The following is a 25,131-nucleotide window of genomic DNA, read 5'->3' on the forward strand; positions in this document are numbered from 1 at the left end:
CTATTGCCAGCACGCGCCGCCTGCCGGGGTCGGCAAGTATCGCTGCACTATAAATCAAGCGAGTCGGTTCGCATAAGCGACTATCGAGTCAACAAATGAATCAGCAAACCTGTACAGATAATTGATACAAGACACTCGATTGTCCAGAAAGTGGTGCTAGCATAGAGCCATCACTCGAATTGCCTCACCCCTTACAAGTAGTCAGGACATGACCGAGCCAGAAGACCCGAACCGTGAGCGTCTCAAGCAACACTTTGCCCAGCGGGTTATCAACCAGGCTCGGCAGATACTCGAGATCTGGCAGCGCCTGCAGCGCAGCGAGTGGTCGACCGGCGACTTGGGCGAGCTGCGCGAGGCAACCTTGCGCCTGCAGCGCTATGCAGAGCGTTTCGAGCAGCCGGAACACAGCCAGCTGGCTGAAGCCATCGGCCACACCCTCAGCGCGGTTGAAGCCAACAGCGCCTGCCTGAGCAGCAGCCTGATCAGCGAACTCAATCGCCTGATGCAGCGTTTGTCACGCACGGGTCTGCGCCAGGGTGACCGCCTGGAGCAGGTGCCCTTGCCGCCCCTGCGCAAGCCGGTTTACATCATGCTGCAGGACCACGACCGGGCCGAGCGCCTGGCTCAGCAGTTGGAGTTTTTTGGCCTCGGTGTACAAGCCTTGTACAGCGCCGATGCGTTTCGCGCCTCGATGAGTGAACGTTTGCCATCGGTCATCGTCATGGATGTCGACTTCACCGGTGCTGGCCTTGGCCTGCAGTTGGCTGCCCAGGCCCAGCAAGGTCTGGAGCAGCGCGTACCGTTGCTGTTCTTCAGCCTGCATGACACCGACACACCAACGCGCCTGGCCGCAGTACGCGCCGGTGGTCACGAGTTTCTCACTGGCACCCTGGAGGCTTCGAGCCTGCTGGAAAAGGTCGAAATGCTCACTAGCGTCACCCAGTACGAGCCGTTCAAAGTGCTGATCATCGACGACTCCAGAGCCCAGGCCATGCATACCGAGCGCCTGCTCAACAGTGCCGGTATCGTCACCCGCACCCTGATCGACCCAATCCGTACCATGGCCGAGCTGGCCGACTTCCAGCCCGACCTGATCATTCTCGACATGTACATGCCGGACTGCACCGGCACCGAGCTGGCCAAGGTGATTCGCCACAACGACCGTTATGTCAGCGTGCCCATCATCTATTTGTCCGCCGAAGACGACCTGGACAAGCAGCTCGACGCCATGAGCGAGGGCGGCGATGATTTTCTGACCAAGCCGATCCGTTCCCGGCATCTAATTACCACCGTACGCAACCGCGCCGCTCGCGCGCGCAACCTCAAGGCGCGGATGGTGCGCGATAGCCTGACCGGCCTGTACAACCACACGCACATCCTGCAACTGCTGGAAGATTGCAGCTTCCGCGCCCGCCGCGAAGAAAAGCCATTGAGCTTTGCCATGCTCGACATCGACCATTTCAAGAAGGTCAACGACAGCCATGGCCATCCCATGGGCGACCGTGTGATCAAAAGCCTGGCGCTGTTTCTTAAGCAACGGCTGCGCAAAACCGACTTCATTGGCCGCTATGGCGGTGAAGAGTTCGCCATCGTCATGCCCAACACCGATTTGTCTGCGGCGCATAAAGTGCTGGATGAAATCCGTACACGCTTCGCCGAGATCCACTACCCCGCGCAACCGAAGGATCTGTTCTGCACCTTCAGCGCCGGGGTGGTGCAACTCAACGATGAGCTCGACGCCCTGAGCATGGCGACTGCCGCCGACGAGGCCCTGTACCGGGCAAAAGGCGCTGGGCGCAACCGCGTGCAGCGCGTCGACTAATTAAGGCAAAGTGCCACTTTTTTACCTTTGACCTCGACTTCGTCATAACCCGGTCACAAAAACGCAATAACTTCAGGCGCTTACCATTCGGCCGTTGGTAGACCCTGCACATGCGCCTGAAGCTGCTCACCAATTTCAATACCCTGTTACTGGTAACCGTCTGCATCGCCCTGGGCGCCACTTTGTGGTGGTCACAGCGTGCGCTGGAGCGCCCCTACCAGATCATGGAACGCTACCTGTCGCTGTCGCAGCAGTTTCAAAACCAGACGGCGCGTAACATCCTCGACTACCTCAACAGCGGTGACGCCCTGCGCCATGCCACCGCGCTACAGGCCACTGCGGCCCTGCAAGAGGAACTGGCGCAACTGCCTCCCGCGCTGGCCGCGTCGCTAACGCCAAGCCTGGACAAGCTGCAGGGTTTCACCAGCAACGAACTGCTGGCAGCCGGCAAACTGGCCGGCGATCCGCAAGCCTTGCTGCTGCAAGCAGAGCGCGAGCTGGGGGCGAGCCTCGATCAACTGGCTGGCTACGCTCAGAACAGCAGCAACAGCGAGGCCGGCCGCTATGCTGCGCCGCTGTTTCGCGCCGCACTGCACCTGTCGCGCCTGTCGCTTGCCCGTGACAAGCTGGTCAGTAGCGGCCGCAGCGAACTGGCCGACGAGGTGGAACGTGAGCTTGCACAGATCACCGTCCAGGCCCAGGCGCTCGATGAGTTGCCGTTGCTGGGCGTGATTGCTGCACGCGAATCCAATGCGGACGACTTCGCCGCCCTGATGGGCCTGGAAAGCCAAAGCAACAGCGACAGCGAAGACAGCGGCGTCGCGCTTAAGCGGGAACTGAATAGCCTGCTCAAACGCTACCCGGGTGAACTGCAACGCACCCGCGAACAAATCCAGCGCCGTAGCGAACTGGCTACCCGCACCCACCAGCAGATTGACGCAGTACACGCGGCAATCGCCGCCCTGGAGCCGCTGGTGCGCAGTCAGCATGCGACGATTCAGGGTGAAGTACGTTTGATTCAGGGGGTGATGATCGGCCTGATTCTGCTGATCGCCCTGTTGATCGATACCTTGCAGCGGCGCCTGGCTCGGGTACTGACCAACCTGGCACCGGCCCTTGCGCGCTGGACTGAAGGCGATTTCAGCCAGGCCATTGCCTTGGCCAAAAGCAACCGCGAAATGCATGACATCCAGGACTCACTCAACCGCCTGCGCCTGTACCTGGTGGACCTGGTCGGCACGATCCGCAGCAATGCCGAGCAAGTCGCTGGCAGCAGCCATGCCCTGGCCGGCATGAGTAGCGCCCTGCACGATGGCGCCGAGCGTCAGGCCGGCGACACCGCACAAATCCGTGATGCCTTGGGTGAGTTGGAAGCCACCATCCAGCAAGTCGCTGGTGACGCCAGCCAGGCGGCAGAGGCCAGCCACGATGCCGGGCGCGCGGTGGAGCAAGGCCAGGCGGTGATCGGCCAGAGCCTCACCGGGCTGCGGGCGCTGGTTGATGAAGTTCAGGGCAATGCGCAGATGATCGAGCAACTGGCCGAAGAGTCGGCGACCATTGGCGGCGTGCTCACGGTGATTCGCTCGATTGCCGAACAAACCAACCTGCTGGCCCTGAACGCTGCCATCGAAGCGGCGCGTGCCGGAGAAATGGGCCGTGGCTTTGCCGTGGTGGCCGAAGAAGTACGCTCGCTGGCTCAGCGCACAACCGGTGCGACTGGCGAAATCCAGACCTTGATAGGCCGCTTGCAACAAGCCGCCCGCGACTCGGTGGAAGGCATGCGTGCACAACTCGAACATGCCGAAGCCACTGCCAACAAAGCCCAGGCCGCCGACGGCGCGCTGGATGAGATTGTCGCGGCGATCCAGACCATTTCCGCAACCGCGGTACGTATTGCCGACGTCACCGCCCAGCAAACGGGAGCCGTGAGCGAAATCCGCGACCACAGCGAACGGATTCATGACCTGGGCGAAGACAACCTTCAGCGCATCGGTGAAGGCCGACAACAAGGTGAGCAACTGCTCAGGCTCGGCGCCGAGCTGAACACCGCCGTACGTACATTCCGGCTATAACCCTCTGTAGGAGCGGCGGTGCGGCGACCCGACTTGCCCCGCGATGCGATGCGTCAGAAGTATCGCAATCGCGGGGCAAGCCCGCTCCCACAGTGTGGGGTATCATGCTGCCAATTCTGTACAGCGAGACCGCCATGCGCCGCCTGTTCTGCCTGCTTTTCCTGCTACTGGCCTTGCCCGCCGTCGGCGCCGGCCTGTTCGACAACCGCCCCAGCGCAACCCTGGGCGCCCCTTCGCTGAACAACAGTGCCGACTTCCTGCCGGTGCACGAAGCCTTCAAACTGAGCCTGGTACAAAGCGATGCACACAGCATCAAGTTGCGCTTTGTCGCCACTGAAGGCTATTACCTGTACCGGCACCGCTTCCAGTTCCGCACCGAACCTGCCGACATTGCCCTGGGCACCGCACAGATCCCGCCCGGCGAAGCCAAGCACGACGAATTCTTCGGCGACGTTGAGGTGTACCACGGCATCCTCGACATCGACATTCCTCGCCCCGCCAACGATTCACGCGCCTTTACCCTGCTGGTGGGCTATCAGGGTTGCGCTGACAAAGGCCTGTGCTACCCGCCAGAAACCGAACGCCTGAGCATCGAAGGCACTGGCGCAGCACCAGCCGGCAGCGCTGCAGGAACGCCGGCAACCGCCTGGACCTGGAAAGAACTGCTGCTGTTCTTCCTCGCCGGCGTCGGCCTGACCTTCACCCCCTGTGTCCTGCCCATGCTGCCGATTCTGTCTGGCGTGGTGTTGCGCGGCCAGGTCGGCGGCTGGCGCGGCTTTAGCCTGTCGCTGGCCTATGTGTTGCCGATGGCCGCCTGCTTTGCCCTGCTCGGCGCACTGATGGGGCTGTTTGGGGCGAGCATGAACCTGCAGGCGCGCCTGCAGTCAGCCTGGGTGCTGGTGCCATTTGCGCTATTTTTCGTGCTGTTCGCCCTGGCCATGTTCGGCCTGTTCGAGTTGAAGTTGCCGCACGCCATCAGCAACCGCCTGGAGCGCCTCGTCGGCCAGACCAAAGGCGGCTCGCTGCTGGGTGCCGCGATTCTCGGGGTATTCTCAAGCTTGCTGGTATCGCCTTGCGTATCGGCACCACTGGCCGGTGCGCTGCTGTACATCAGCGCCAGCGGCGATGCCCTGGGCGGCGCATTGAAACTGTTCGCCCTGGGCTTGGGCATGGGCGCCCCGCTGCTGCTGGTGGCCACCGGCGGCGCAGCCTGGCTGCCGAAGAGCGGGCCGTGGCTGGTCACGGTGAAAAACGCCATTGGTGTATTACTGCTCGGCCTGGCCATTGGCCTGCTCAGCCGGGTATTACCCGGCCAGGTCACGCTGTTGCTGGTCGGTCTGTTGAGCGCGGGCGTGGCGGTGTTCCTCGGCGCGCTGGAGTTCACGGTAAAAACCACCGCACAACGCCTGGCGCAGGTGCTGGGCCTGTTGTTGCTGGTGTATGCCCTGGCCTGTTGGTATGGCGCGCTGAGCGGCCAGACCGACCCGTTGCGCCCCTTGCCTCAAGCCACCGTTGCCACCAGCGCCAGCGCCGTAGCGACCACCACCCCAAGCGACTGGCTGACGGTAACCACCCCGGCCGCCCTCGACAGCGCACTGGCCGCGGCCAAAGCGGCGGGAAAACCGGTGGTACTGGACTGGTACGCCGACTGGTGCATCAGTTGCAAAGTCATCGAGCATGAAGTGTTGGCCGACCCCGGCGTCCAGCGTCAGCTTGAAGGCTACACGCTGCTGCGCTTCGATATCACTGAAAGCAACGCCGAACAGCGCACCTTGCTCGATCGCTACCAGCTGTTCGGCCCTCCCGCGCTGTTGTTCTTTGACGCGAACGGCAGCGAAAAAACCAGCGCTCGCGTGGTAGGTGAGACAAACGCCGGCGAATTTGCCGCGCATCTGACGCGCATCCGTGGCGATCTGGGTCTATAACTTGTTCTGGCCGCTGAAAAGCCATCACCGATGACCGAATTTAATAAATTAGTCACATATTTGGCGTGAATCTCGGTCATCGTGCTGGCTATTGCGGGCAACTGGACACTCCCTGCCGGTTTACGGCATAGTCGCCGCGCAACGTTTGTGCCTAACGATAAAAGGAACCACAGATGGCAACGCTACTGGTGCTGCACGGCCCCAACCTGAACCTGCTTGGCACCCGTGAGCCGGGCGTCTACGGCGCCGTCACCCTGGCCCAGATCAACCAGGACCTGGAGCAGCGCGCGCGCGCCGCGGGCCATCACCTGCAGTATCTGCAAAGCAATGCCGAGTACGAATTGATCGACCGTATCCATGCCGCGCGCAGCGAGGGCGTCGATTTCATCCTGATCAATCCGGCGGCTTTTACACACACAAGTGTCGCATTACGTGACGCATTGCTGGCGGTGAGCATCCCATTCATCGAAGTGCACCTCTCCAACGTGCACAAGCGTGAACCTTTTCGCCATCACTCCTACTTTTCCGATGTTGCTGTAGGGGTGATCTGCGGCCTGGGCGCCAGCGGTTATCGGCTGGCCCTGGAGTCTGCACTGGAACACCTGGCTGCTAACGCAAAGCCCTGATGACGAGAACCTGGCCTATGGCCGGGGCTCACAAGAAACGTTTGCTAACACGTTTTTATATTTACGCCCCTGACCGAACCTTGGGAGTTGATGATTAATGGATATCCGTAAAGTCAAGAAACTGATCGAACTGCTGGAAGAATCTGGCATCGATGAGCTGGAGATCAAGGAAGGCGAAGAGTCCGTACGGATCAGCCGTCACAGCAAGGCTCCGGCCCAGCAGTACTACGCACCAGCGCCAATGGCCGCTGCTGCCCCGGTCGCTGCACCTGCTGCTGCCGCGCCTGCCGCTGCCGAAGCGCCTGCCGCACCAAAACTCAACGGTACTGTGGTTCGCTCGCCAATGGTCGGCACCTTCTACCGTAAAGCTTCGCCAACCTCGCCTGCCTTCGTTGAAGTCGGCCAGACCGTGAAGAAAGGCGACACTCTGTGCATCGTCGAAGCCATGAAGATGATGAACCACATCGAAGCTGAAACCAGCGGTGTGATCGAATCCATCCTGGTAGAAGACGGTCAGCCGGTTGAGTTCGACCAGCCGCTGTTCACCATCGTTTGAACCGCGGAGAGCCAACGATGTCTGCGAAGCTGGAAAAAGTCCTGATTGCCAACCGCGGGGAAATTGCCCTGCGGATCCTGCGTGCCTGCAAAGAGCTGGGCATCAAGACCGTCGCCGTACACTCCACGGCTGACCGCGAACTGATGCACCTGGGGCTGGCTGACGAATCGGTGTGCATTGGCCCGGCCTCCTCCAAGGACTCCTACCTGCACATTCCGGCGATCATTGCCGCTGCAGAAGTGACCGGCGCGACTGCCATTCACCCAGGCTACGGTTTCCTTGCCGAAAACGCCGACTTCGCCGAGCAGGTCGAGAACTCCGGTTTCGCCTTCATCGGCCCGAAAGCCGACACCATTCGCCTGATGGGCGACAAGGTTTCGGCCAAGGACGCGATGATCAAGTCAGGCGTACCGACGGTTCCGGGCTCCGACGGCCCGCTGCCGGAAGATGAAGAAACCGCGCTGGCGATCGCTCGCGAAGTGGGTTACCCGGTGATCATCAAGGCTGCTGGCGGCGGTGGTGGTCGCGGTATGCGCGTTGTGCACAAGGAAGAGGACCTGATTGCCTCGGCCAAGCTGACCCGTACCGAAGCTGGCGCTGCGTTCGGCAACCCGATGGTTTACCTCGAGAAGTTCCTGACCAACCCACGTCACGTGGAAGTTCAGGTGCTGTCCGACGGCCAGGGCAACGCCGTACACCTGGGCGACCGCGACTGCTCGCTGCAGCGCCGTCACCAGAAGGTACTGGAAGAAGCACCGGCCCCGGGCATCGACGAGAAAGCCCGCCAGGAAGTGTTCAAGCGCTGTGTCGATGCGTGTATCGAGATTGGCTACCGTGGTGCGGGCACCTTCGAGTTCCTCTACGAAAACGGCCGTTTCTACTTCATCGAAATGAACACCCGTGTTCAGGTGGAGCACCCGGTTTCGGAGATGGTCACCGGTATCGACATCGTCAAGGAGATGCTCAGCATCGCCGCTGGCAACAAGCTGTCGTTCCGTCAGGAAGACGTGGTGATTCGTGGTCACTCCCTGGAGTGCCGGATCAACGCCGAAGACCCGAAGAAGTTCATCCCGAGCCCAGGCACGGTCAAGCACTTCCACGCCCCGGGTGGCAACGGCGTTCGCGTCGATTCGCACCTGTACAGCGGTTACTCGGTTCCGCCGAACTACGACTCGCTGATCGGCAAGCTGATCACCTACGGCAAAGACCGTGACGAAGCCATGGCGCGCATGCGCAATGCCCTGGACGAAATCGTCGTCGACGGTATCAAGACCAACATCCCGCTGCACCGCGACCTGGTGCGTGATGAAGGTTTCTGCAAAGGTGGCGTCAACATTCACTACCTGGAGCACAAACTGGCTAACCAGGAGTGATTCAGCAGGTGATGTAAAAAAGACCCCGGCCCAGTGGCCGGGGTCTTTTTTTGCCCTGATGACTCATTGGCCATACCCTCCCGGTAGGAGCGGGCTTGCCCCGCGATACGATGTGGCTGACAGATCGCTATCGCGGGGCAAGCCCGCTCCCACAGCACGCCTGCTCCTACCGCGTTGATTCCAACTGAAGTAAACTGGCGGGCTTCTCGCAGCCCAGAGCTGCCCCTGTAGATTTTTCCAAAGGTGCCCGCCATGCCTTGGCTGCAAGTACGTCTGGCCATCAGCCCGGAACAAGCCGAAACCTATGAAGACGCCCTGCTCGAAGTCGGTGCGGTGTCGGTCACCTTCATGGACGCCGAAGACCAACCGATCTTCGAACCGGACCTCAACACTACGCCGCTGTGGTCGCATACCCACCTGCTGGCACTGTTCGAAGCCGATACCGACGCAGCCGCCGTGTTCGCTCACCTGCAATTGCTGACCGGCACCACGCTGCCAGAGCACCAGGCCGAAGTCATCGAAGACCAGGACTGGGAACGCAGCTGGATGGACAACTTCCAGCCCATGCGTTTCGGCCAGCGCCTGTGGATCGTGCCAAGCTGGCACGCCGCCCCCGAGCCCGATGCAGTAAACCTGCTGCTCGACCCGGGCCTGGCGTTCGGCACCGGCACCCACCCGACCACCGCGCTGTGCCTGGAATGGCTCGACGGCCAGCCACTCAAAGACACACAAGTGCTGGATTTTGGCTGCGGTTCGGGGATTCTGGCGATTGCCGCCCTGCTGCTGGGCGCCCGCGAAGCGGTGGGCACCGATATCGACGTGCAAGCCCTGGAAGCCTCGCGCGACAACGCCGGGCGCAATGGCATCGCCGACGACAAATTCGCCCTGTACCTGCCCGAGCACATGCCGGCCATGCAGGCTGACGTACTGGTCGCCAACATCCTCGCGGGCCCGCTGGTTTCCCTGGCCCCGCAATTGTCGACCCTGGTGCGTCCAGGCGGCCTGCTGGCGCTGTCGGGCATCCTCGCCGAACAAGGCGAAGAAGTGGCTGCCGCGTACGCCAAAGACTTCGACCTGGATCCGATCACCGTGCGTGATGGCTGGGTTCGCATCAGTGGCCGTCGCCGTTAAGTGCGCCTAAAATAACCGTCTGTATAACCCGGATCGCCGCATGACCGACAGTTTCGTCACCCAGTGCCCGCATTGCCAGACCAGCTTTCGCGTCAGCCACAATCAGTTGAGCGTGGCCCGCGGCGTGGTGCGTTGTGGCGCCTGCATGCAGGTGTTCAACGCAGCCAAACAGCTGCTGGAACAGAGTGCAGCGCAACCGCCTGCGGTCGAAACGCAAAGCCCTGAACCCGCGGCACCAGAGCCGGAACCGGTTGCCCCTGCCACTCAACACGAGTGGAGTGCCGCCGACCTTGACCTCGACCAACTGGATCTGGACCAGGAACTGGCACGCCTTGAGCAACGCGAGATCCAACCGATCACCGAGCTCAAGGCTACTGCCCCGCGCGAAGACAGCCTGAGCGCCGTGCGCGACGAGCCGGAAAGCGACGAGCAACTGTGGACCGACAGCCTGTTCAGCACCCCTGCCGATGAGCGTGAGGCCCTGGACGAAACACTGGACGAGCCACAGCCGCCGCTGATCGAACAGCAGCCGCTGGATCTGGACCTTGTCCCGGCACCGGGCGAGCGTACCGAGCCTTCGCTGTCGCTGACCCCGGACGTGCTCGATGACGACCTCGACGACACCCCGCACCACACGCCCCCGATCATTCCAGACATCGACCAGACCCCTGTGGAGCGCCTGTCGGCGAAAGACCCGGATGACGACCTCGACGAGCCTCTGAGCGATCCGCAAGAGCGCCTGGAACCCGGCCTGGGTGCTGTGTCCAGTCGCCCGGCGCGTAAAGAGCCCCTGCTTGATCTGGTCGATGACCCGCTGCAACTGGACTGGAAAAAGCCCAAGACCCACTGGGGCAAGCGCCTGCTGTGGATTTTCCTGGTGCTGCTGGCTGCCGCCGCCCTGGCGGGCCAGTACATCTGGTATCACTTCGACGAACTGGCCCGCCAGGACCAATATCGCCCGTGGTTCCAGCAGATTTGCCCGACAATCGGCTGCAACGTGCCTTCACGGGTCGATATAGCCCGCATCAAGAGCAGTAACCTGGTGGTACGCAGCCATCCGGATTTCAACGGTGCCTTGATTGTCGACGCGATCATCTACAACCGCGCGCCGTTCACCCAGCCATTCCCGCTACTGGAACTGCGCTTTGCCGACCTCAACGGTCAGCTGATTGCCAGCCGCCGCTTCAAACCCGCCGAGTACCTGAGCGGCGAACTGGCCGGCAAAGGCGAAATGCCCAGCCAGGTGCCGATCCACATTGCCCTGGACATCCTCGATCCGGGGCCCAAAGCGGTCAATTACAGCCTGTCATTCCGATCGCCGGAATGACAGGTGAGCTGCAAGCTGCAAGCTTCAAGCCGCAAGCAAAAACGGGCCAGAGCGCGGGCCTGCTTTTTCTTGCGGCTTGAAGCTTGCAGCTTGCCGCTTCCCCCTTACAACTTCGCGGCCTAAGGCCGCAGTTGTTCAGATTTTATCCAAATCTATCTTTATCCGGTCACCGAGAGCGGGTATCATGCCCACCCTTTTTCGAACTCTAATGATCCGGCCCCACAACAGGGAACACCTATGTCGGCGGTACGCATCGGCTCTTACACACTGCAGAACAACCTGATCCTCGCCCCGATGGCCGGGGTCACGGACCAGCCTTTTCGTCAGCTATGCCGACGAATGGGTGCTGGCCTGGTGGTGTCGGAAATGGTCAGCAGCGACATGAGCCTGTGGAACAGCCGCAAGTCGCGGTTGCGCATGATCCACGAAGGTGATCCCGAGCCGCGCTCGGTGCAGATCGCCGGCGGTGATGCGCAAATGCTGGCAGCGGCGGCCCGGGCCAATGTCGAGGCTGGCGCACAGATCATCGACATCAACATGGGTTGTCCGGCAAAAAAAGTCTGCAACAAAGCTGCAGGCTCTGCTTTATTGAAAGATGAAGCCCTGGTCAGCGAGATCCTCCATGCGGTGGTTACCGCCGTGGATGTGCCCGTCACGCTGAAAATCCGCACAGGATGGGACAGGGCGAACAAGAACGGCCTGACGGTGGCAAAGATTGCCGAACAGGCCGGGATCCAGGCACTGGCGGTACATGGACGCACACGTGCCGACCTTTACACCGGTGACGCCGAGTACGACACCATCGCAGCCATCAAGCAAGCGGTGTCGATCCCGGTGTTTGCCAACGGCGATATCACCTCGCCAGAAAAGGCCAAGGCCGTGCTTCAGGCGACCGGCGCCGACGGCTTGCTGATAGGCCGAGCTGCCCAAGGGCGGCCCTGGATCTTTCGCGAGATCGAGCATTACCTGCGCACCGGCGAATGTTTGCCGGCGCCACAGTTGCAAGAAGTGGAACGCATTCTGCTGGAGCACCTGGCCGCACTACACGCCTTCTATGGCGATGTGATGGGCGTACGCATCGCGCGTAAGCATGTCGGCTGGTATCTGGCAACGCTTCCGGGCGCCAGGGAGTTTCGCGCCCAGTTCAACCGTTTGGAAGATACGCAAGCGCAGTGCGCCAACGTTCGCGGCTTTTTCCGCGATCGTGAACAGAGCCTTGAGACAGAGGACGGACCAGGGGTGGCCGCATGACGATGATGACCGAGACTTTAGTGAGTGGAACAACGCCCGTGAGCGACAACGTCAACCTGAAACAGCACCTGAATACACCGAGCGAAGAAGGTCAGACCCTTCGCGGCAGTGTGGAAAAGGCGCTGCACAACTATTTCGCCCACCTCGAGGGTGCGGCCGTCACGGACGTGTACAACCTGGTGCTCTCGGAAGTCGAAGCGCCGTTGCTCGAAAGCGTGATGAATTACGTCAAGGGCAACCAGACCAAGGCCAGTGAGTTGCTCGGGCTCAACCGCGGCACCCTGCGCAAAAAGCTTAAGCAGTACGATTTGTTGTAAGCAAGCATCCAAACCAGAAAAGGCGGCTCCCATTCGATGAGGTCGCCTTTTTTGCTGACTCCACCGCGTTATGGAATCTGAAATGACCGACCAGACTACCCGCCTGCCGATCCGCCGCGCCTTGATCAGTGTTTCCGACAAGACCGGGATCCTTGAATTCGCCCGTGAGCTGCAACAGCTTGGCGTCGAGATCCTGTCCACCGGCGGCACCTTCAAGCTGCTCCAGGACAACGGCGTTGCCGCGGTGGAAGTTGCCGATTACACCGGTTTTGCCGAAATGATGGATGGCCGGGTGAAAACCCTGCACCCGAAAATCCACGGCGGCATCCTTGGCCGTCGCGGCACCGACGACGCCATCATGGCCGAGCACGGGATCAAGCCGATCGATCTGGTCGCCGTCAACCTCTACCCGTTCGAAGCCACCATCTCCAAGCCGGGTTGCGACCTGCCGACGGCGATCGAGAACATCGACATCGGCGGCCCGACCATGGTGCGCTCGGCAGCCAAGAACCACAAAGACGTCGCCATCGTCGTCAATGCCAGCGATTACGCTCAAGTGCTGGAAAACCTCAAGGCCGGCGGCCTGACCTACGCTCAGCGTTTCGACCTGATGCTCAAGGCGTTCGAACACACCGCCGCCTACGACGGCATGATCGCCAACTACATGGGCACCGTTAACCAGGCCAGCGAAACCCTGAGCACTGAAGGCCGCAGCGAATTCCCGCGCACCTTCAACAGCCAGTTCATCAAGGCCCAGGAAATGCGCTACGGCGAGAACCCGCACCAGAGCGCGGCGTTCTACGTTGAAGCCAAGCCTGCCGAAGCCGGTATCGCTACCGCAGTACAGCTGCAAGGCAAAGAACTGTCGTACAACAACGTGGCCGATACCGACGCCGCACTGGAGTGCGTGAAGAGCTTCGTCAAACCCGCCTGCGTCATCGTCAAGCACGCCAACCCGTGCGGCGTGGCCGTCAGCCCGGACGCCGAAGGCGGTATCCGTCAGGCTTACGAACTGGCCTACGCCACTGACACCGAGTCGGCCTTCGGCGGCATCATCGCCTTCAACCGCGAACTGGATGCCGAAACCGCCAAGGCCATCGTCGAGCGCCAGTTCGTCGAAGTCATCATCGCCCCGAGCGTCAGCGACGAAGCGCGCGCCGTGGTTGCAGCCAAGGCCAACGTACGCCTGCTGGCCTGCGGCCAGTGGTCGGCCGAGCGTGCCGCTGCCTGGGACTACAAGCGCGTGACCGGCGGTCTGCTGGTACAGAGCCGTGACATCGGCATGATCAGCGCCGACGACCTCAAGGTAGTGACCAAGCGTGCACCGACCCAACAGGAAATCGACGACCTGATCTTCGCCTGGAAAGTGGCCAAGTACGTCAAGTCCAACGCTATCGTCTACGCCAAAGGCCGTCAGACCATCGGTGTCGGCGCTGGCCAGATGAGCCGCGTGAACTCCGCCCGTATCGCTGCCATCAAGGCTGAGCATGCTGGCCTGCAGGTACAGGGCGCGGTCATGGCGTCGGATGCATTCTTCCCGTTCCGTGACGGCATCGATAACGCAGCTAAAGTGGGTATCACTGCTGTGATTCAGCCGGGCGGTTCGATGCGTGACGCCGAAGTGATCGCCGCTGCTGACGAAGCCGGCATTGCCATGGTGTTCACCGGCATGCGCCACTTCCGTCACTGATGACTCGGTAGGAGCAACTGCACTCAGTGGGAGCGGGCTTGCCCCGCGAAGCGATTACACTGATGCACCGCAATCGCGGGGCAAGTCCGCTCCCACCGCCAAACCTACCAGCATCATCCGAATTAGCGTCATCGAGGTTTTGACATGAATGTTTTGATTATCGGTAGCGGCGGTCGTGAACACGCCCTGGCCTGGAAAGTCGCCCAAGACCCGCGCGTCGAGAAAGTCTTCGTCGCCCCGGGCAACGCTGGCACGGCCACCGAAGCCAAATGCGAGAACGTCGCTATCGACGTCACCGCCCTTGAGCAACTGGCCGACTTCGCAGAAAAAAACGTCGCGCTGACCATCGTCGGCCCGGAAGGCCCGCTGGTCGCCGGTGTCGTCGACCTGTTCCGCAGCCGCGGTCTGGACTGCTTCGGCCCAACCAAAGGCGCCGCTCAGCTGGAAGGCTCGAAAGCCTTCACCAAAGATTTCCTGGCCCGGCACAAGATCCCGACCGCCGACTACCAGAACTTCACCGAAATCGAACCGGCCCTGGCCTACCTGCGCGAAAAAGGCGCACCGATCGTGATCAAGGCCGACGGCCTGGCCGCCGGTAAAGGCGTGATCGTGGCGATGACCCTCGGCGAAGCCGAAGACGCCGTGCGCGACATGCTGGCCGGCAATGCCTTCGGTGAAGCCGGTTCGCGTGTCGTCATCGAAGAGTTCCTCGACGGCGAAGAAGCCAGCTTCATCGTCATGGTCGATGGCCACAACGTGCTGCCGATGGCCACCAGCCAAGACCACAAACGTGTCGGCGACGGCGATACCGGCCCGAACACCGGCGGTATGGGTGCCTACTCCCCGGCACCGGTAGTGACTGCCGACGTTCACCAGCGCGTCATGGACCAGGTGATCTGGCCAACCGTGCGCGGCATGGCTGAAGAAGGCAACGTCTACACCGGTTTCCTGTATGCCGGCCTGATGATCGACAAAGCGGGCAACCCGAAAGTCATCGAATTCAACTGCCGTTTCGGTGATCCGGAAACCCAGCCCGTCATGCTGCGCCTGGAGTCGAGTCTGGTGCTGTTGATCGAAGCGGCGTTTGCCAAGGCGCTGGACAAGGTTGAAGCGCAGTGGAACCCGCAGCCTAGCCTGGGCGTTGTCCTGGCAGCCGGTGGTTACCCTGGCGATTACAGCAAAGGCGCTGCCATCAACGGCCTGGACGCTGCAGCCAAGCTGACCGGTAAAGTCTTCCATGCCGGTACCGCGCTCAAAGATGGCCAGGTCGTTGCCACAGGCGGCCGGGTTCTGTGTGCCACCGCCCTGGGTGAAACCGTTGAAGCCGCGCAACAGCAGGCCTATCGCCTGGCTGCCGAGATCAACTGGGAAGGCAGTTTTTACCGTAAAGACATTGGCTATCGCGCCATTGCTCGCGAACGCGGTGAACATCAACAGTAACAAAACCCCCGCAAGCAGTGACGCCGCTGGCGTCCTGCTTACGGCTCAATGGCAGGGTCCATCATGGGCCTTGCCATTGGCTGGGGGCGCCGCGCATAGTTACCATTCGGCACTTTGCTAAGAAAGGATCTCGTCGTGCGTTGGCTCAGGATCGCCATTGGTCTCACCGTCAGTCTGCTGACCTTACTCTGCCTGTTTCCGGCGACCGCCGAACATGGCAGTGGCTGGGCGGTTTTGCTCGACGAACAGGCCAACCTGCAGCTCAGCGACGTGCGCTCCGATCGCTATCGCAACCAATTCAGCCCGATCCAGCTGAACCAGCTCGATGCCGCTACGCCCGACCAGGCATTGTGGCTGCATTACCGCCTCGAACCCGGCCAGCATGAACAACTGCTACGGGTGTTCGCCCCAGATCTTTCCCGTCTTGATCTGTACGCCCTCGATGGCGATCAGCTGATCAGACACATTCACAACGGTCGCCCCAACGAAAGCGGCGAATCGAGCGTACGCAGCAGCGATCACCAACTGGCCCTGCCCAACAGTACGCATACGCTGGACATCTACCTGCGCCTGGTGTCCGAACATCAATTGCGCCCCAGCATTACCCTGGAGAACGCTACCCAGGTTGCCGCCGATCAGCGCCAGACCCTGATGTTCGGCCTGCTGTTTGGCTGCTTGCTGATGTTGATGCTGCACAACTTCATCCGCTTCGCCTATTCGCGTTCCGGCACCAGCCTGAGCCTGGCGTTCTATCACGGCCTGATGATGCTCAGCGCCCTGATTCTGCTGAACCTCAGTGGCCCGTGGTGGAGCCTCTGGCATTCGGCGCAAACGCCTGCTGCGTACCTTACTGCGCTGCTGGCGAGCCTGGCCGGGCTGACTTTCACCCTGCGCTTTTTCCGCCCTTGCGAACAACCGCGCCTGAACCGTCTGTTGCAGGCCGAAATGATCCTTATCGGACTGTTCGGCCTGATCTTGCTGTTCGTCGATACCCTGCCGCTGAACCTGATGACCTATGCCCTGTTCGCCCTGGGCAGCGTCACCATGCTGCTGGTCTCCAGTTACTACTGGTACAAGGGTTATGAACCTGCGCGCCTGTTTGCCCTGTCGATGCTGGCCTTCAACGTCGGCTGCCTGGTGGTTTTGCCCGCCCTGTTGGGGCTGACCCGCACACCCACACAATTGTTGTTGTTCATTCTGCTCGGGCTGACCAGCTTCTGCGGTTTGCTGCTTAACCTGTCGGTCAGCGAGCGTCTGCGCCGAATCAGTGAAGAGCGCTTCAGTGCCAGTTGCGAACTGGCCGCCAGCAACGCCGAAATCAATGCCAAAGCCGAGTTCCTGGCCAAGATCAGCCACGAAATCCGCACGCCCATGAACGGCGTGCTGGGTATGACGGAATTGCTGCTCGGCACGCCGTTGTCGGTAAAGCAGCGCGACTACGTGCAGACCATCCACAGCGCCGGCAACGAGCTGCTTACGCTGATCAACGAGATTCTCGACATTTCCAAGCTTGAGTCCGGACAAATCGAGCTGGACGATGTGCAGTTTGACCTCAACGCCTTGATCGAAGACTGCCTGAGTATTTTCCGCGCCAAGGCCGAACAGCAGAACATCGAGCTGATCAGTTTCACCCAGCCACAAGTGCCACGGGTTATCAGCGGTGACCCTACGCGCCTGCGTCAGGCCATGCTCAGCCTGCTGGAAAACGCCCTGAAGAAAACCGAACAGGGCGAAATCCTCCTGGTGGTAGCACTCGACCAACGCGGCAGCGCGCCGCGCCTGCGCATTGCCGTACAAGACAGCGGTGAACCCATGTCGCCCGGTGAGCGCGAAGCGCTGCTGCAGGCCGAATTGCACAGTAAGCACTTCCTTTCCAGCAACAAGCTGGGCGGGCACCTGGGCCTGGTCATCGCCAAACAGCTGATCAGCCTGATGCAGGGTGAATTCGGTATCAAGACCAGCCACGGCCTGGGCAATACGCTGTGGATGACCCTGCCACTGGACCCACAGCGCCTGGAACAGCCCCCCGCCGACCTCGACGGCCCACTGCGCGGCGCCCGGGTGCTGGTGGTGGACGACAACGACACCTGCCGCAAAGTCCTGGTGCAACAGTGCAGCGCCTGGGGCATGAACGTCAGCGCCGTGCCTTCGGGCAAAGAAGCCCTGGCGTTGCTACGCACCAAGGCGCACCTGCGCGATTACTTCGATGTGGTGCTGCTCGACCAGAACATGCCCGGCATGACCGGTATGCAACTGGCGGCCAAGGTCAAAGAAGACCCCAGCCTGAACCACGACATTCTGCTGATCATGCTCACCGGCATCAGCAATGCGCCGAGCAAAGTCATTGCGCGCAACGCTGGGGTCAAACGCATTCTGGCCAAACCGGTGGCAGGCTACACCCTCAAGACTACCCTGGCCGATGAACTGGCCCAGCGCAGCAAAGACCAGCCGTTCGCCCCGCCACCGACCAACCTCGGCGCACCGCTGAACCTGCCTAGTGATTTCCGCATTCTGGTCGCTGAAGACAACAGCATCTCGACCAAAGTGATCCGCGGCATGCTCGGTAAACTCAGCCTTGAGCCCGACACCGCCAGCAACGGTGAAGAAGCCCTGAAGGCGATGAAGGCGCAACGATACGACCTGGTGTTGATGGACTGCGAAATGCCAGTGCTCGATGGTTTCTCCGCCACCCAGCAGTTCCGTGCCTGGGAAGTCAGCAACCAGCGCAAGCGCACGCCAGTGGTAGCCTTGACCGCACACATTCTGGCCGAACACAAAGAGCGTGCGCGCCTGGCCGGCATGGACGGCCACATGGCCAAACCGGTCGAGCTGTCACAGCTGCGCGAATTGATCGAATACTGGGTTGCCCAACGAGAAACGCAAACCACTCAGGTGCCGACCCCGTAATCTGCCAGAGCCCTGATACACTTGCTGTTCTACCCTCAGCAGTAGTGAGCCTCGACCATGCTCCATGAGTTATTCAGCGTCTACCTGAACATGCTCGTGCTCTACAGCCCGTTCTTTGTGCTTTCCTGCTTTATCAGCCTGACCCGCGGCCACTCCACCAAGGAGCGTAAACAGCTTGCCTGGCGGGTCGCCATTGCAGCGCTGGTGGCCAGCGTGTTGCTGTATCTGTTTGGCCGCACCATCTTCGGCATATTTGGCATCACCACCGACGCGTTTCGTATTGGCGCCGGTAGCGTGCTGTTCATTTCTGCACTGGGCATGGCGCAGGGCAAGTCGGCGGTGCAGCCTGACAGTGTCCAGCAAGATGTCACCATCGTACCGCTGACCATTCCCCTGACCGTCGGCCCCGGAACCATTGGTGCGCTGTTGGTCATGGGCGTCAGCCAACCGCACTGGGATGACAAGTTGCTGGCCATCGTCGGTATTGCCCTGGCCAGCTTTACCGTTGGCCTGGTGTTGTTTCTCTCACACCGCATCGAACGCATTCTCGGCGAACAGGGCTTGCAGATTGTCAGCCGCCTGATGGGGCTGTTCGTCTGTGCCCTTGCCGCGCAGATCATCTTCAGCGGGATCAAGGGTTACTTGAACTTGTAGTCGGCCTTGCTTGCCGCATTCACAGGCACGAGATACGTGGACCGAAGCGGCTCAAGCCGCTCCTGGAGAATGCCTCTGAGCCCGGCAAAAACGCCCTCGAACAGGTCGCCTGCAAATCGCCTTGTCACCAGGCGCTTGATTGCCTCTGCATGCAACGTTTGAGTCATCCATTGCCCCGACAACGACTGGCACGTTTCCAGGGACAGGCTACTGACCAACACCCGCAGCCCCGGAAGGACCACCCGAACCTCGAACGCCAGGCGATCAATGTGCTCACCCTCTGCACATTTCGCAGATTCCAGAGCCTCTGTGTTCAACAGCTGCAAGGCTGGATGCAGCGGCGGCAACGCTTCAAGCATCCGCCGGCTATCATACAAGGCCGGTAGCAACGCTGCAGGCACCAACGTCGCCAGCTCATTCCAGGCAATGTCCAGCGCGGTGTTGGCCACAAGCGCCCGGTCACACATGCGCTTGTGAGCAAATGTGCTGATCACCCACCCTAGTTCAGTGTGCCTGTCCATGTAGGTGCCATGCCACTGTTCGTTCTCACCGAGCAACCAGAACTCGGACGAGGCATTCAGCCAGGCAAACAAATGAGCGTCGAGCACATCACGGCGCTGACCCTCTTCAAGCTCTGCAGACAGCAACAGCAAGCAATTACCAGACAGTACGACAGAAAAACGGTGCGCGCTCATACATAGACTCCCCGAGCAAACCACTGGCACCGACAACCCGTCACCGGTACCTACGGTAATGCGATCTTTGTTTAGGCTGGCTTGACACGTTGTTTAGGCGTGATTGGCTTGTTAATCACTTCATGCTTGCTCCGTTCGCCTACGCGCAAGATCAACGTATCCTTGATCTGGTCATACAGGCTGCGATGGAAGGCCAACGCCGCAGCGCCGGTGTAGGTTTTGGAGTGACTGGAGCTCCATTCAAAAAACAGCAAGTTATTTGTGCTTGGTGGGGCTTCATCACTTTGCACACAACCGACGCTAAGCACGACTTCACCGGTGGGAAACTCTTTACACACGGCCATGTTCAGCGCTATGCCATCTTTTCCCTTATTGTCACGCTCGAGCAACTTGATGGCGTCGGGGCTTTCGGCCAGGGTGTCGATCGCATCACTGGCAACATCCATGACTGCGGCGCCCGCTGAAGCCCCGCCAGTAGCGAACGACAGGGCCATTTGTACGCCCTTGACCAGTAATTTATCGACCGACAAGCTCTGCGAAATAGCGTGTTCGTTGACTTGTTTAAACTTGATTGGCAACCAACCGCAGGTCTGCATCGTTAGCACGTAAGCCTTGAACCAATCCTCACTTTCAGTCGTTGGGAAATACTCTGCCGAAGCAGCCAGCGAACTGAACAGGTGACTGTAATAGAGGGCGTCAGTGTTCTCTTTCGACATGCCGATGAATACCAGCAGGTCGCCATTACTTACTTCAAGTTTGTTTTCTAATGTCTGGATCTCGCCCATGACTGTTCTTCCTTGATCGATATGAAAGGGGGGCCTGCACTCTGGCCCCCCCTTATATTGATCAACCGAATAACTGATGGGCACAGAGAAACCTACCCCTCGCAGCTCAGGGTTTTTCTCCATACCAACGCGGGGTGTAAACCCACGGCTGATGCCCAGGGCGCTCAAAGGCAACGGTGGTGGACGATCCGACCAGCACCATGGTGCGCATGTCGACGTCTTCCGCTGTCAGCGCCTGCAGCGTCAGCACGCGCAGGGTCTGGCCTGGCCTGCCGACATCGCGTCCAAGGACTACCGGCGTCGTCCCTGCGCGATGCTGGCGAACGATTTCCAGCGCGCGCCCCAACTGCCAGGGCCGGGAACGCGAGATAGGGTTGTAGAACGCCAACGCCAGGTCGGCCTGGCAAGCCAGGTCCAGGCGTTTTTCAATGATCGACCAAGGCTTGAGGTTGTCCGACAGCGACAACACACAGAAATCATGGCCCAAGGGCGCTCCGGCCAGCGCCGCGGTGGCCAGCGACGCGGAAACCCCGGGCAGCACCTGCAAGTCAACCGCATGCCAGCGCGGATCGCTGGACTCGTGCAAGGCTTCAAGCACCGCCGCCGCCATGGCAAACACACCCGGGTCACCGGAAGACACCACCACTACCGAGCGGCCCTCGGCAGCCAGTTCAAAGGCATGCCGGGCGCGTTGCATTTCTTCGCGGTTGTCGGTGCAGTGCGCCACCTGGTCGGCGCGCAACGGCCCGGCCATGCGCACGTAGGTTTCGTAGCCGAGGATATCGTTGGCTTGCGCCAGTTCCGCTTTGACCGCTGGCACCATGAACTCGGCAGCGCCCGGTCCCAGGCCGATCACCGCGAGGCGGCCACGGGCACGACCGATGTGCAACGGTTCAATCGGCTGGCTCGACACCACAATGGCCAGCCCCTCGGTAACGGCGTGCGCAGGCAACAACTGCGGCAATGCCTCGGCCGCCAGCGTGCTCGCGTTGCCTGCGTGTGGCGAAAACCGCAATGGCACACCCAGCTCGGCCGCCGCCGCGTGCAGGCCAGCATCGGCCATCAACGTCTCACTGGCCACCACGCAGGCCAACGCCGGTTCGGCGATGCGCGCGCGCTTCAACGCATCGCGCACCACGTTCGCCAGCTCAGGCTCGACGGTGGTAACAGCAACCATGACGCAGCGCGGATAGATCACCAGCTCATTGGCCGACGCGTCGCGCAAGTCACTGCCGACGTGAATGGCCAGGTGTGCCTGGTCGCTGTGCGGCAGTTGCGCCTGAGCCAGCCAGGGCGCCTCGCCGTCGATGCGCACCGACTCACCAGCAAGCAGGTCACTGACAAAACGCTTGCCCAGTTCCAGATCAGCCAGCGCATAGCCGCTCGGTGGATTGAGCAGGCAGGTACCAAAGCGCAGCTCGCCACTGGTGGTGATGGCCGCCGCCACACCCAGGCCTGCAGCGATTTCCCGGGCCATGACATTGACCCCACTCAGGCCACCCAACAAGGGCACCACCGCACTGCCATCTTCGGCCACGGCCAGAACGGCGGGCTCGACACCCTTTTCCAGCAACAGGCTGGCCAGGGTGCGAATAACAATGCCGGCCGCGCACAAGGCGATGATCGGCGTGTCTTGCTGGTAGAGCTGACGCACGGTGGCGCCGAACTCCTGATAGCTGCAGTCAACGCCCTCGACCCGGCCGTGCAGGCCATGGATCAAGGCGTCCGGGTAAATCTGTTGGATCTTGCGGGCAGTGGCCAGGCTGCCGGCGCCAAGAATGACGATGGCCGGGGCTTTGCGCGCCATCACCCTTGCCACCTCTCACCCGGAACGATGATCAGCGAGAAGTACGGCGACGACTGCGGATCAACCTCGTCCAGGGCGACGATCTTCTGGTTGGCCATGGTCGCGCGCTCCACGTACAAGGCGCGCTCGGCCAAGCCGAGTTCAGTCAGCACCTGACGAACCTTGGGGAAGTTACGCCCCAGCTTCATGATGACCGCAGCATCGGCATCGGCCAGACGACGCTTGAGCTCGTCGTGGGGCAGCACACCCGACAGCACCGACAGGCTCTGGTTGCGATACACCAGCGGCGCACCCAGCACCGAAGCGCCACCGAGCATCGAGCAGACACCCGGGATCACGTCGGCGTCATAACGCTCGGCGAGCCGGTCGTGCAGGTACATGTAGGAACCATAGAAGAACGGATCACCTTCGCAGATCACCGCCACATCACGGCCAGCGTCCAAGTGGGCGGCAACCTCCAGACTGGCAGCGTCGTAGAAGTCGCTGATCACCTGTTCATAGGACAGCGGCGCAGGCAGCACTTCAGTGGTCACCGGGTACACCAACGGCAACAGTGTTTGCGCGTCTTGCAAATGGGCTTCGATGATACCGAAGGCATTGCCGCGCTTACCCTTGGCAACGAAGTACGCCACCACCGGCGCTTCGCGCAGCAGGCGCAGGGCTTTGACGGTGATCAGTTCCGGATCGCCAGGGCCGACACCCAGGCCCAGCAAACGTCCACGAGCCTGCATCATTCGACCTCCGTGGCCAGGGCATTGACCGCAGCCGCCGCCATGGCGCTACCGCCCAGACGCCCCTGCATGATCACGAAGGGCACGCCACGGCTGTCAGCCGCGAGCATTGCCTTGGACTCGGCAGCGCCGACAAAGCCCACCGGAAAGCCGAGAATCAGCGCCGGTTTCGGTGCACCTGCATCAAGCATTTCCAGCAGGTAGAACAGTGCGGTCGGGGCGTTGCCGATCACCACCACGCTGCCTTCCAGATAAGGGCGCCACAGCTCCAGTGCCACCGCCGAACGGGTGTTGCCCAACTCCTGAGCCAACGCTGGCACCTGCTCATCGCGCAGCGTGCAAATCACCTGATTATTCGCCGGCAGGCGTGCGCGGGTGATGCCCTCGGAGACCATCCGCGCATCGCACAGAATCGGCGCGCCAGCGGCCAGGGCATCACGCCCGGCCTTGCCAGCACCTGGCGAGAACTGCAGGCCATCGATCGCGTCGACCATGCCGCAGGCGTGAATTACGCGTACCGCAAGCTTTTCCAGGTCGGCAGGAATTCGATCGAGCCGGGCTTCCTCTCGAATGATCGCGAAGGAATTGCGATAGATCTCCTGACCATCGCGGATGTAATCAATCATCAAGGGGGCTCCGTGAGCAGGCGTCTAGCAGTGCGCCAGCTTCTTTCAATGTGAGGTTGCGTGCGCGCAGCTGGCCAAATCCTGGCTGCGCTGGGTCACGCTGGTACAAGTCATAGTGCCCCGGGCGTTGAGCCAACAGGGTCAGCGGGGCAACATGGGCCATGGCACAGGAGCGCGAACAACCGCTCAGGTGCACACTGGCCGGGGCGCCACCGCGGGTAATTAACGTGGCCAAGTGGCGGGCATCGCCCTTGGTTTCAGCCTGGGCCTTGGCGCAGCCACTGGAACCGGTGCACGCCACCAGGCGGGCCAGCGGGTCAGTGGCCGAGCACAGCAGGCCCAGATGCGTCAGTCCACCGGTCACCGTGGCCACGTGCTGTTCGGGGATGTTGGGCAGCAGCACACTTTGCCAAGGCGTCATGCGCAGGCTGCCATCGCCCCACTGGCGGGCCAGTTGGGCGGCACCACGCAACATGCTCGGGCTCAAGCGCCCCAGCGGCGCAGCACCACCGACGGCGTTCAGGCCCGCTTGGCGTTGTGCGAACTGCCCCAAATAGGCACTGCCTGGCGTTGCCGCACGGCGCCACTGGAGCACGGTTGGATCGCGGCGGAGGGTCAAACCGAGCCCGGCGATAAAGTGCTCTGGCGAATGTTCGGCCAATAGCTGGCGCATCCGCGTTTGTTCCGGCTTGGCCAAGTCGAGGAAGCGGTTGAGCACGGCCAGCACCAACGCATGGCCCTGCGCAACCGGCACCGCGCCCAACGGTGAATCGCTGGCCGGGCAACCTGCCAGGCCGAAGGCCAAAAACACTTCGCCCTCCAGTTGCAACGCGCTGAGCCACAGGTCATGTGGATGCTCAAGCATCGCCATGGCCTCGCCGCCATCTACTTGCACAGCAAACTTGGCCGAAAGCTGATGCAGGTGCGGGGTGGTTTCCAACGCTTGCAACAGCGTCTGCGCCAACGGCCGGGTGTCGAACAGCATCGAGGGATCAAGCCCTGCTACCGGGCTGAGCATCAAGTTGCGCACATCATCGCCCGCCGCATCACGCGGGCCCAGGCCTGCCGCCAGCAAGCAGGCGATAAGCCCGGCCTGATCGCTGCCAATGCCGCGGATCTGCAGATTGCCACGGTTGGTGGCTTCAATCTCCCCGGCGGCAAAGCGCTCGGCTGCAGCGGCGACGGCATCGGCCTGATCAGCCGTCAGCACGCCGCCGGCCAGCTTGATCCGACAGATACCACCATCCTTCGCCTGCACGATACGCAGCAACCCCGGACAGGCCGAGGGGCGCAGCGAAACCTGGGGTTGGTGGGCTGTTACAGGCTGGTTCAAAAGGTCACCCGACAATCGTGAAAAGGCACTTCAGTGTAGAAGGCGCGGTATTATGCCTGCTTT

20 protein-coding genes are annotated in these 25,131 nt (G+C 61.3%); 14 read left to right on the forward strand and 6 right to left on the reverse strand.

What is annotated here, in order from left to right:
- Positions 1-208: 208 nt before the first annotated feature.
- The 14 genes from ACVWSC_RS25880 (at position 209) to ACVWSC_RS25945 (ending at position 19,091) form a co-directional block, all read left to right on the forward strand.
- On the forward strand, positions 209-1,822 hold the full coding sequence (locus ACVWSC_RS25880) for a diguanylate cyclase (RefSeq protein WP_442110055.1): 1,614 nt from the start codon (positions 209-211) through the stop codon (positions 1,820-1,822).
- A 1,292-nt stretch (positions 1,823-3,114) separates the two neighbouring features.
- Positions 3,115-3,894, forward strand: coding sequence for a methyl-accepting chemotaxis protein (locus ACVWSC_RS25885; RefSeq protein WP_442114370.1), 780 nt, complete (start codon positions 3,115-3,117; stop codon positions 3,892-3,894).
- 134 nt (positions 3,895-4,028) lie between these two features.
- Entirely contained in the window at positions 4,029-5,819 is a 1,791-nt protein-coding gene (locus ACVWSC_RS25890; protein ID WP_442114371.1) for a protein-disulfide reductase DsbD, read from the forward strand.
- Between the two features lie 173 nt (positions 5,820-5,992).
- Positions 5,993-6,445, forward strand: coding sequence for a type II 3-dehydroquinate dehydratase (gene aroQ, locus ACVWSC_RS25895; protein ID WP_028945755.1), 453 nt, complete (start codon positions 5,993-5,995; stop codon positions 6,443-6,445).
- 97 nt (positions 6,446-6,542) lie between these two features.
- Entirely contained in the window at positions 6,543-7,001 is a 459-nt protein-coding gene (accB, locus tag ACVWSC_RS25900; RefSeq protein ID WP_442110058.1) for an acetyl-CoA carboxylase biotin carboxyl carrier protein, read from the forward strand.
- A gap of 17 nt (positions 7,002-7,018) precedes the next feature.
- On the forward strand, positions 7,019-8,374 hold the full coding sequence (accC, locus tag ACVWSC_RS25905) for an acetyl-CoA carboxylase biotin carboxylase subunit (RefSeq protein ID WP_442110060.1): 1,356 nt from the start codon (positions 7,019-7,021) through the stop codon (positions 8,372-8,374).
- A gap of 252 nt (positions 8,375-8,626) precedes the next feature.
- Positions 8,627-9,505 carry a 50S ribosomal protein L11 methyltransferase gene (gene prmA, locus ACVWSC_RS25910; RefSeq protein ID WP_442110062.1) on the forward strand — a complete coding sequence of 293 codons (879 nt, stop codon included), beginning with the start codon at positions 8,627-8,629 and terminating at the stop codon, positions 9,503-9,505.
- A 40-nt stretch (positions 9,506-9,545) separates the two neighbouring features.
- Positions 9,546-10,832 carry a DUF3426 domain-containing protein gene (locus ACVWSC_RS25915; RefSeq protein ID WP_442110064.1) on the forward strand — a complete coding sequence of 429 codons (1,287 nt, stop codon included), beginning with the start codon at positions 9,546-9,548 and terminating at the stop codon, positions 10,830-10,832.
- Between the two features lie 237 nt (positions 10,833-11,069).
- A complete protein-coding gene (gene dusB / locus ACVWSC_RS25920; RefSeq protein ID WP_442110066.1) occupies positions 11,070-12,083 on the forward strand; it encodes a tRNA dihydrouridine synthase DusB in 1,014 nt (337 codons plus the stop codon).
- The gene (gene fis / locus ACVWSC_RS25925) at positions 12,080-12,400 is read left to right on the forward strand and encodes a DNA-binding transcriptional regulator Fis (RefSeq protein WP_003186237.1); all 321 of its coding nucleotides are present in this window, start codon (positions 12,080-12,082) and stop codon (positions 12,398-12,400) included. Before dusB ends, fis begins: the two co-directional genes overlap by 4 nt.
- 82 nt (positions 12,401-12,482) lie before the next feature.
- On the forward strand, positions 12,483-14,090 hold the full coding sequence (gene purH / locus ACVWSC_RS25930) for a bifunctional phosphoribosylaminoimidazolecarboxamide formyltransferase/IMP cyclohydrolase (protein WP_442110068.1): 1,608 nt from the start codon (positions 12,483-12,485) through the stop codon (positions 14,088-14,090).
- Between the two features lie 144 nt (positions 14,091-14,234).
- A complete protein-coding gene (gene purD, locus ACVWSC_RS25935; RefSeq protein WP_442110070.1) occupies positions 14,235-15,530 on the forward strand; it encodes a phosphoribosylamine--glycine ligase in 1,296 nt (431 codons plus the stop codon).
- A gap of 135 nt (positions 15,531-15,665) precedes the next feature.
- Positions 15,666-18,437: a hybrid sensor histidine kinase/response regulator gene (locus ACVWSC_RS25940; RefSeq protein WP_442110071.1), complete on the forward strand. Its 2,772-nt coding sequence runs from the start codon at positions 15,666-15,668 to the stop codon at positions 18,435-18,437.
- A 57-nt stretch (positions 18,438-18,494) separates the two neighbouring features.
- Positions 18,495-19,091 carry a MarC family protein gene (locus ACVWSC_RS25945; protein ID WP_442110073.1) on the forward strand — a complete coding sequence of 199 codons (597 nt, stop codon included), beginning with the start codon at positions 18,495-18,497 and terminating at the stop codon, positions 19,089-19,091.
- Here the strand turns inward: ACVWSC_RS25945 and ACVWSC_RS25950 are convergent.
- From ACVWSC_RS25950 to cobG, 6 genes are all read right to left on the reverse strand, one after another.
- Entirely contained in the window at positions 19,076-19,786 is a 711-nt protein-coding gene (locus tag ACVWSC_RS25950; protein WP_442110075.1) for a hypothetical protein, read from the reverse strand. The two genes, ACVWSC_RS25945 and ACVWSC_RS25950, sit on opposite strands and share 16 nt — an antisense overlap.
- 71 nt (positions 19,787-19,857) lie before the next feature.
- The gene (locus ACVWSC_RS25955; RefSeq protein ID WP_442110077.1) at positions 19,858-20,571 is read right to left on the reverse strand and encodes a hypothetical protein; all 714 of its coding nucleotides are present in this window, start codon (positions 20,569-20,571) and stop codon (positions 19,858-19,860) included.
- Positions 20,572-20,677: 106 nt separating this feature from the next.
- Positions 20,678-22,378 (reverse strand): precorrin-3B C(17)-methyltransferase, encoded by a 1,701-nt coding sequence (cobJ, locus tag ACVWSC_RS25960; protein ID WP_442110079.1) that lies wholly within the window; start codon positions 22,376-22,378, stop codon positions 20,678-20,680.
- Positions 22,378-23,109: a precorrin-2 C(20)-methyltransferase gene (locus ACVWSC_RS25965; protein WP_442114372.1), complete on the reverse strand. Its 732-nt coding sequence runs from the start codon at positions 23,107-23,109 to the stop codon at positions 22,378-22,380. Before ACVWSC_RS25965 ends, cobJ begins: the two co-directional genes overlap by 1 nt.
- The gene (locus ACVWSC_RS25970; RefSeq protein WP_133211149.1) at positions 23,109-23,735 is read right to left on the reverse strand and encodes a precorrin-8X methylmutase; all 627 of its coding nucleotides are present in this window, start codon (positions 23,733-23,735) and stop codon (positions 23,109-23,111) included. Before ACVWSC_RS25970 ends, ACVWSC_RS25965 begins: the two co-directional genes overlap by 1 nt.
- On the reverse strand, positions 23,728-25,068 hold the full coding sequence (gene cobG, locus ACVWSC_RS25975; protein WP_442110081.1) for a precorrin-3B synthase: 1,341 nt from the start codon (positions 25,066-25,068) through the stop codon (positions 23,728-23,730). Before cobG ends, ACVWSC_RS25970 begins: the two co-directional genes overlap by 8 nt.
- Positions 25,069-25,131 lie beyond the last annotated feature (63 nt).

Source organism: Pseudomonas sp. NUPR-002 (assembly GCF_056322725.1).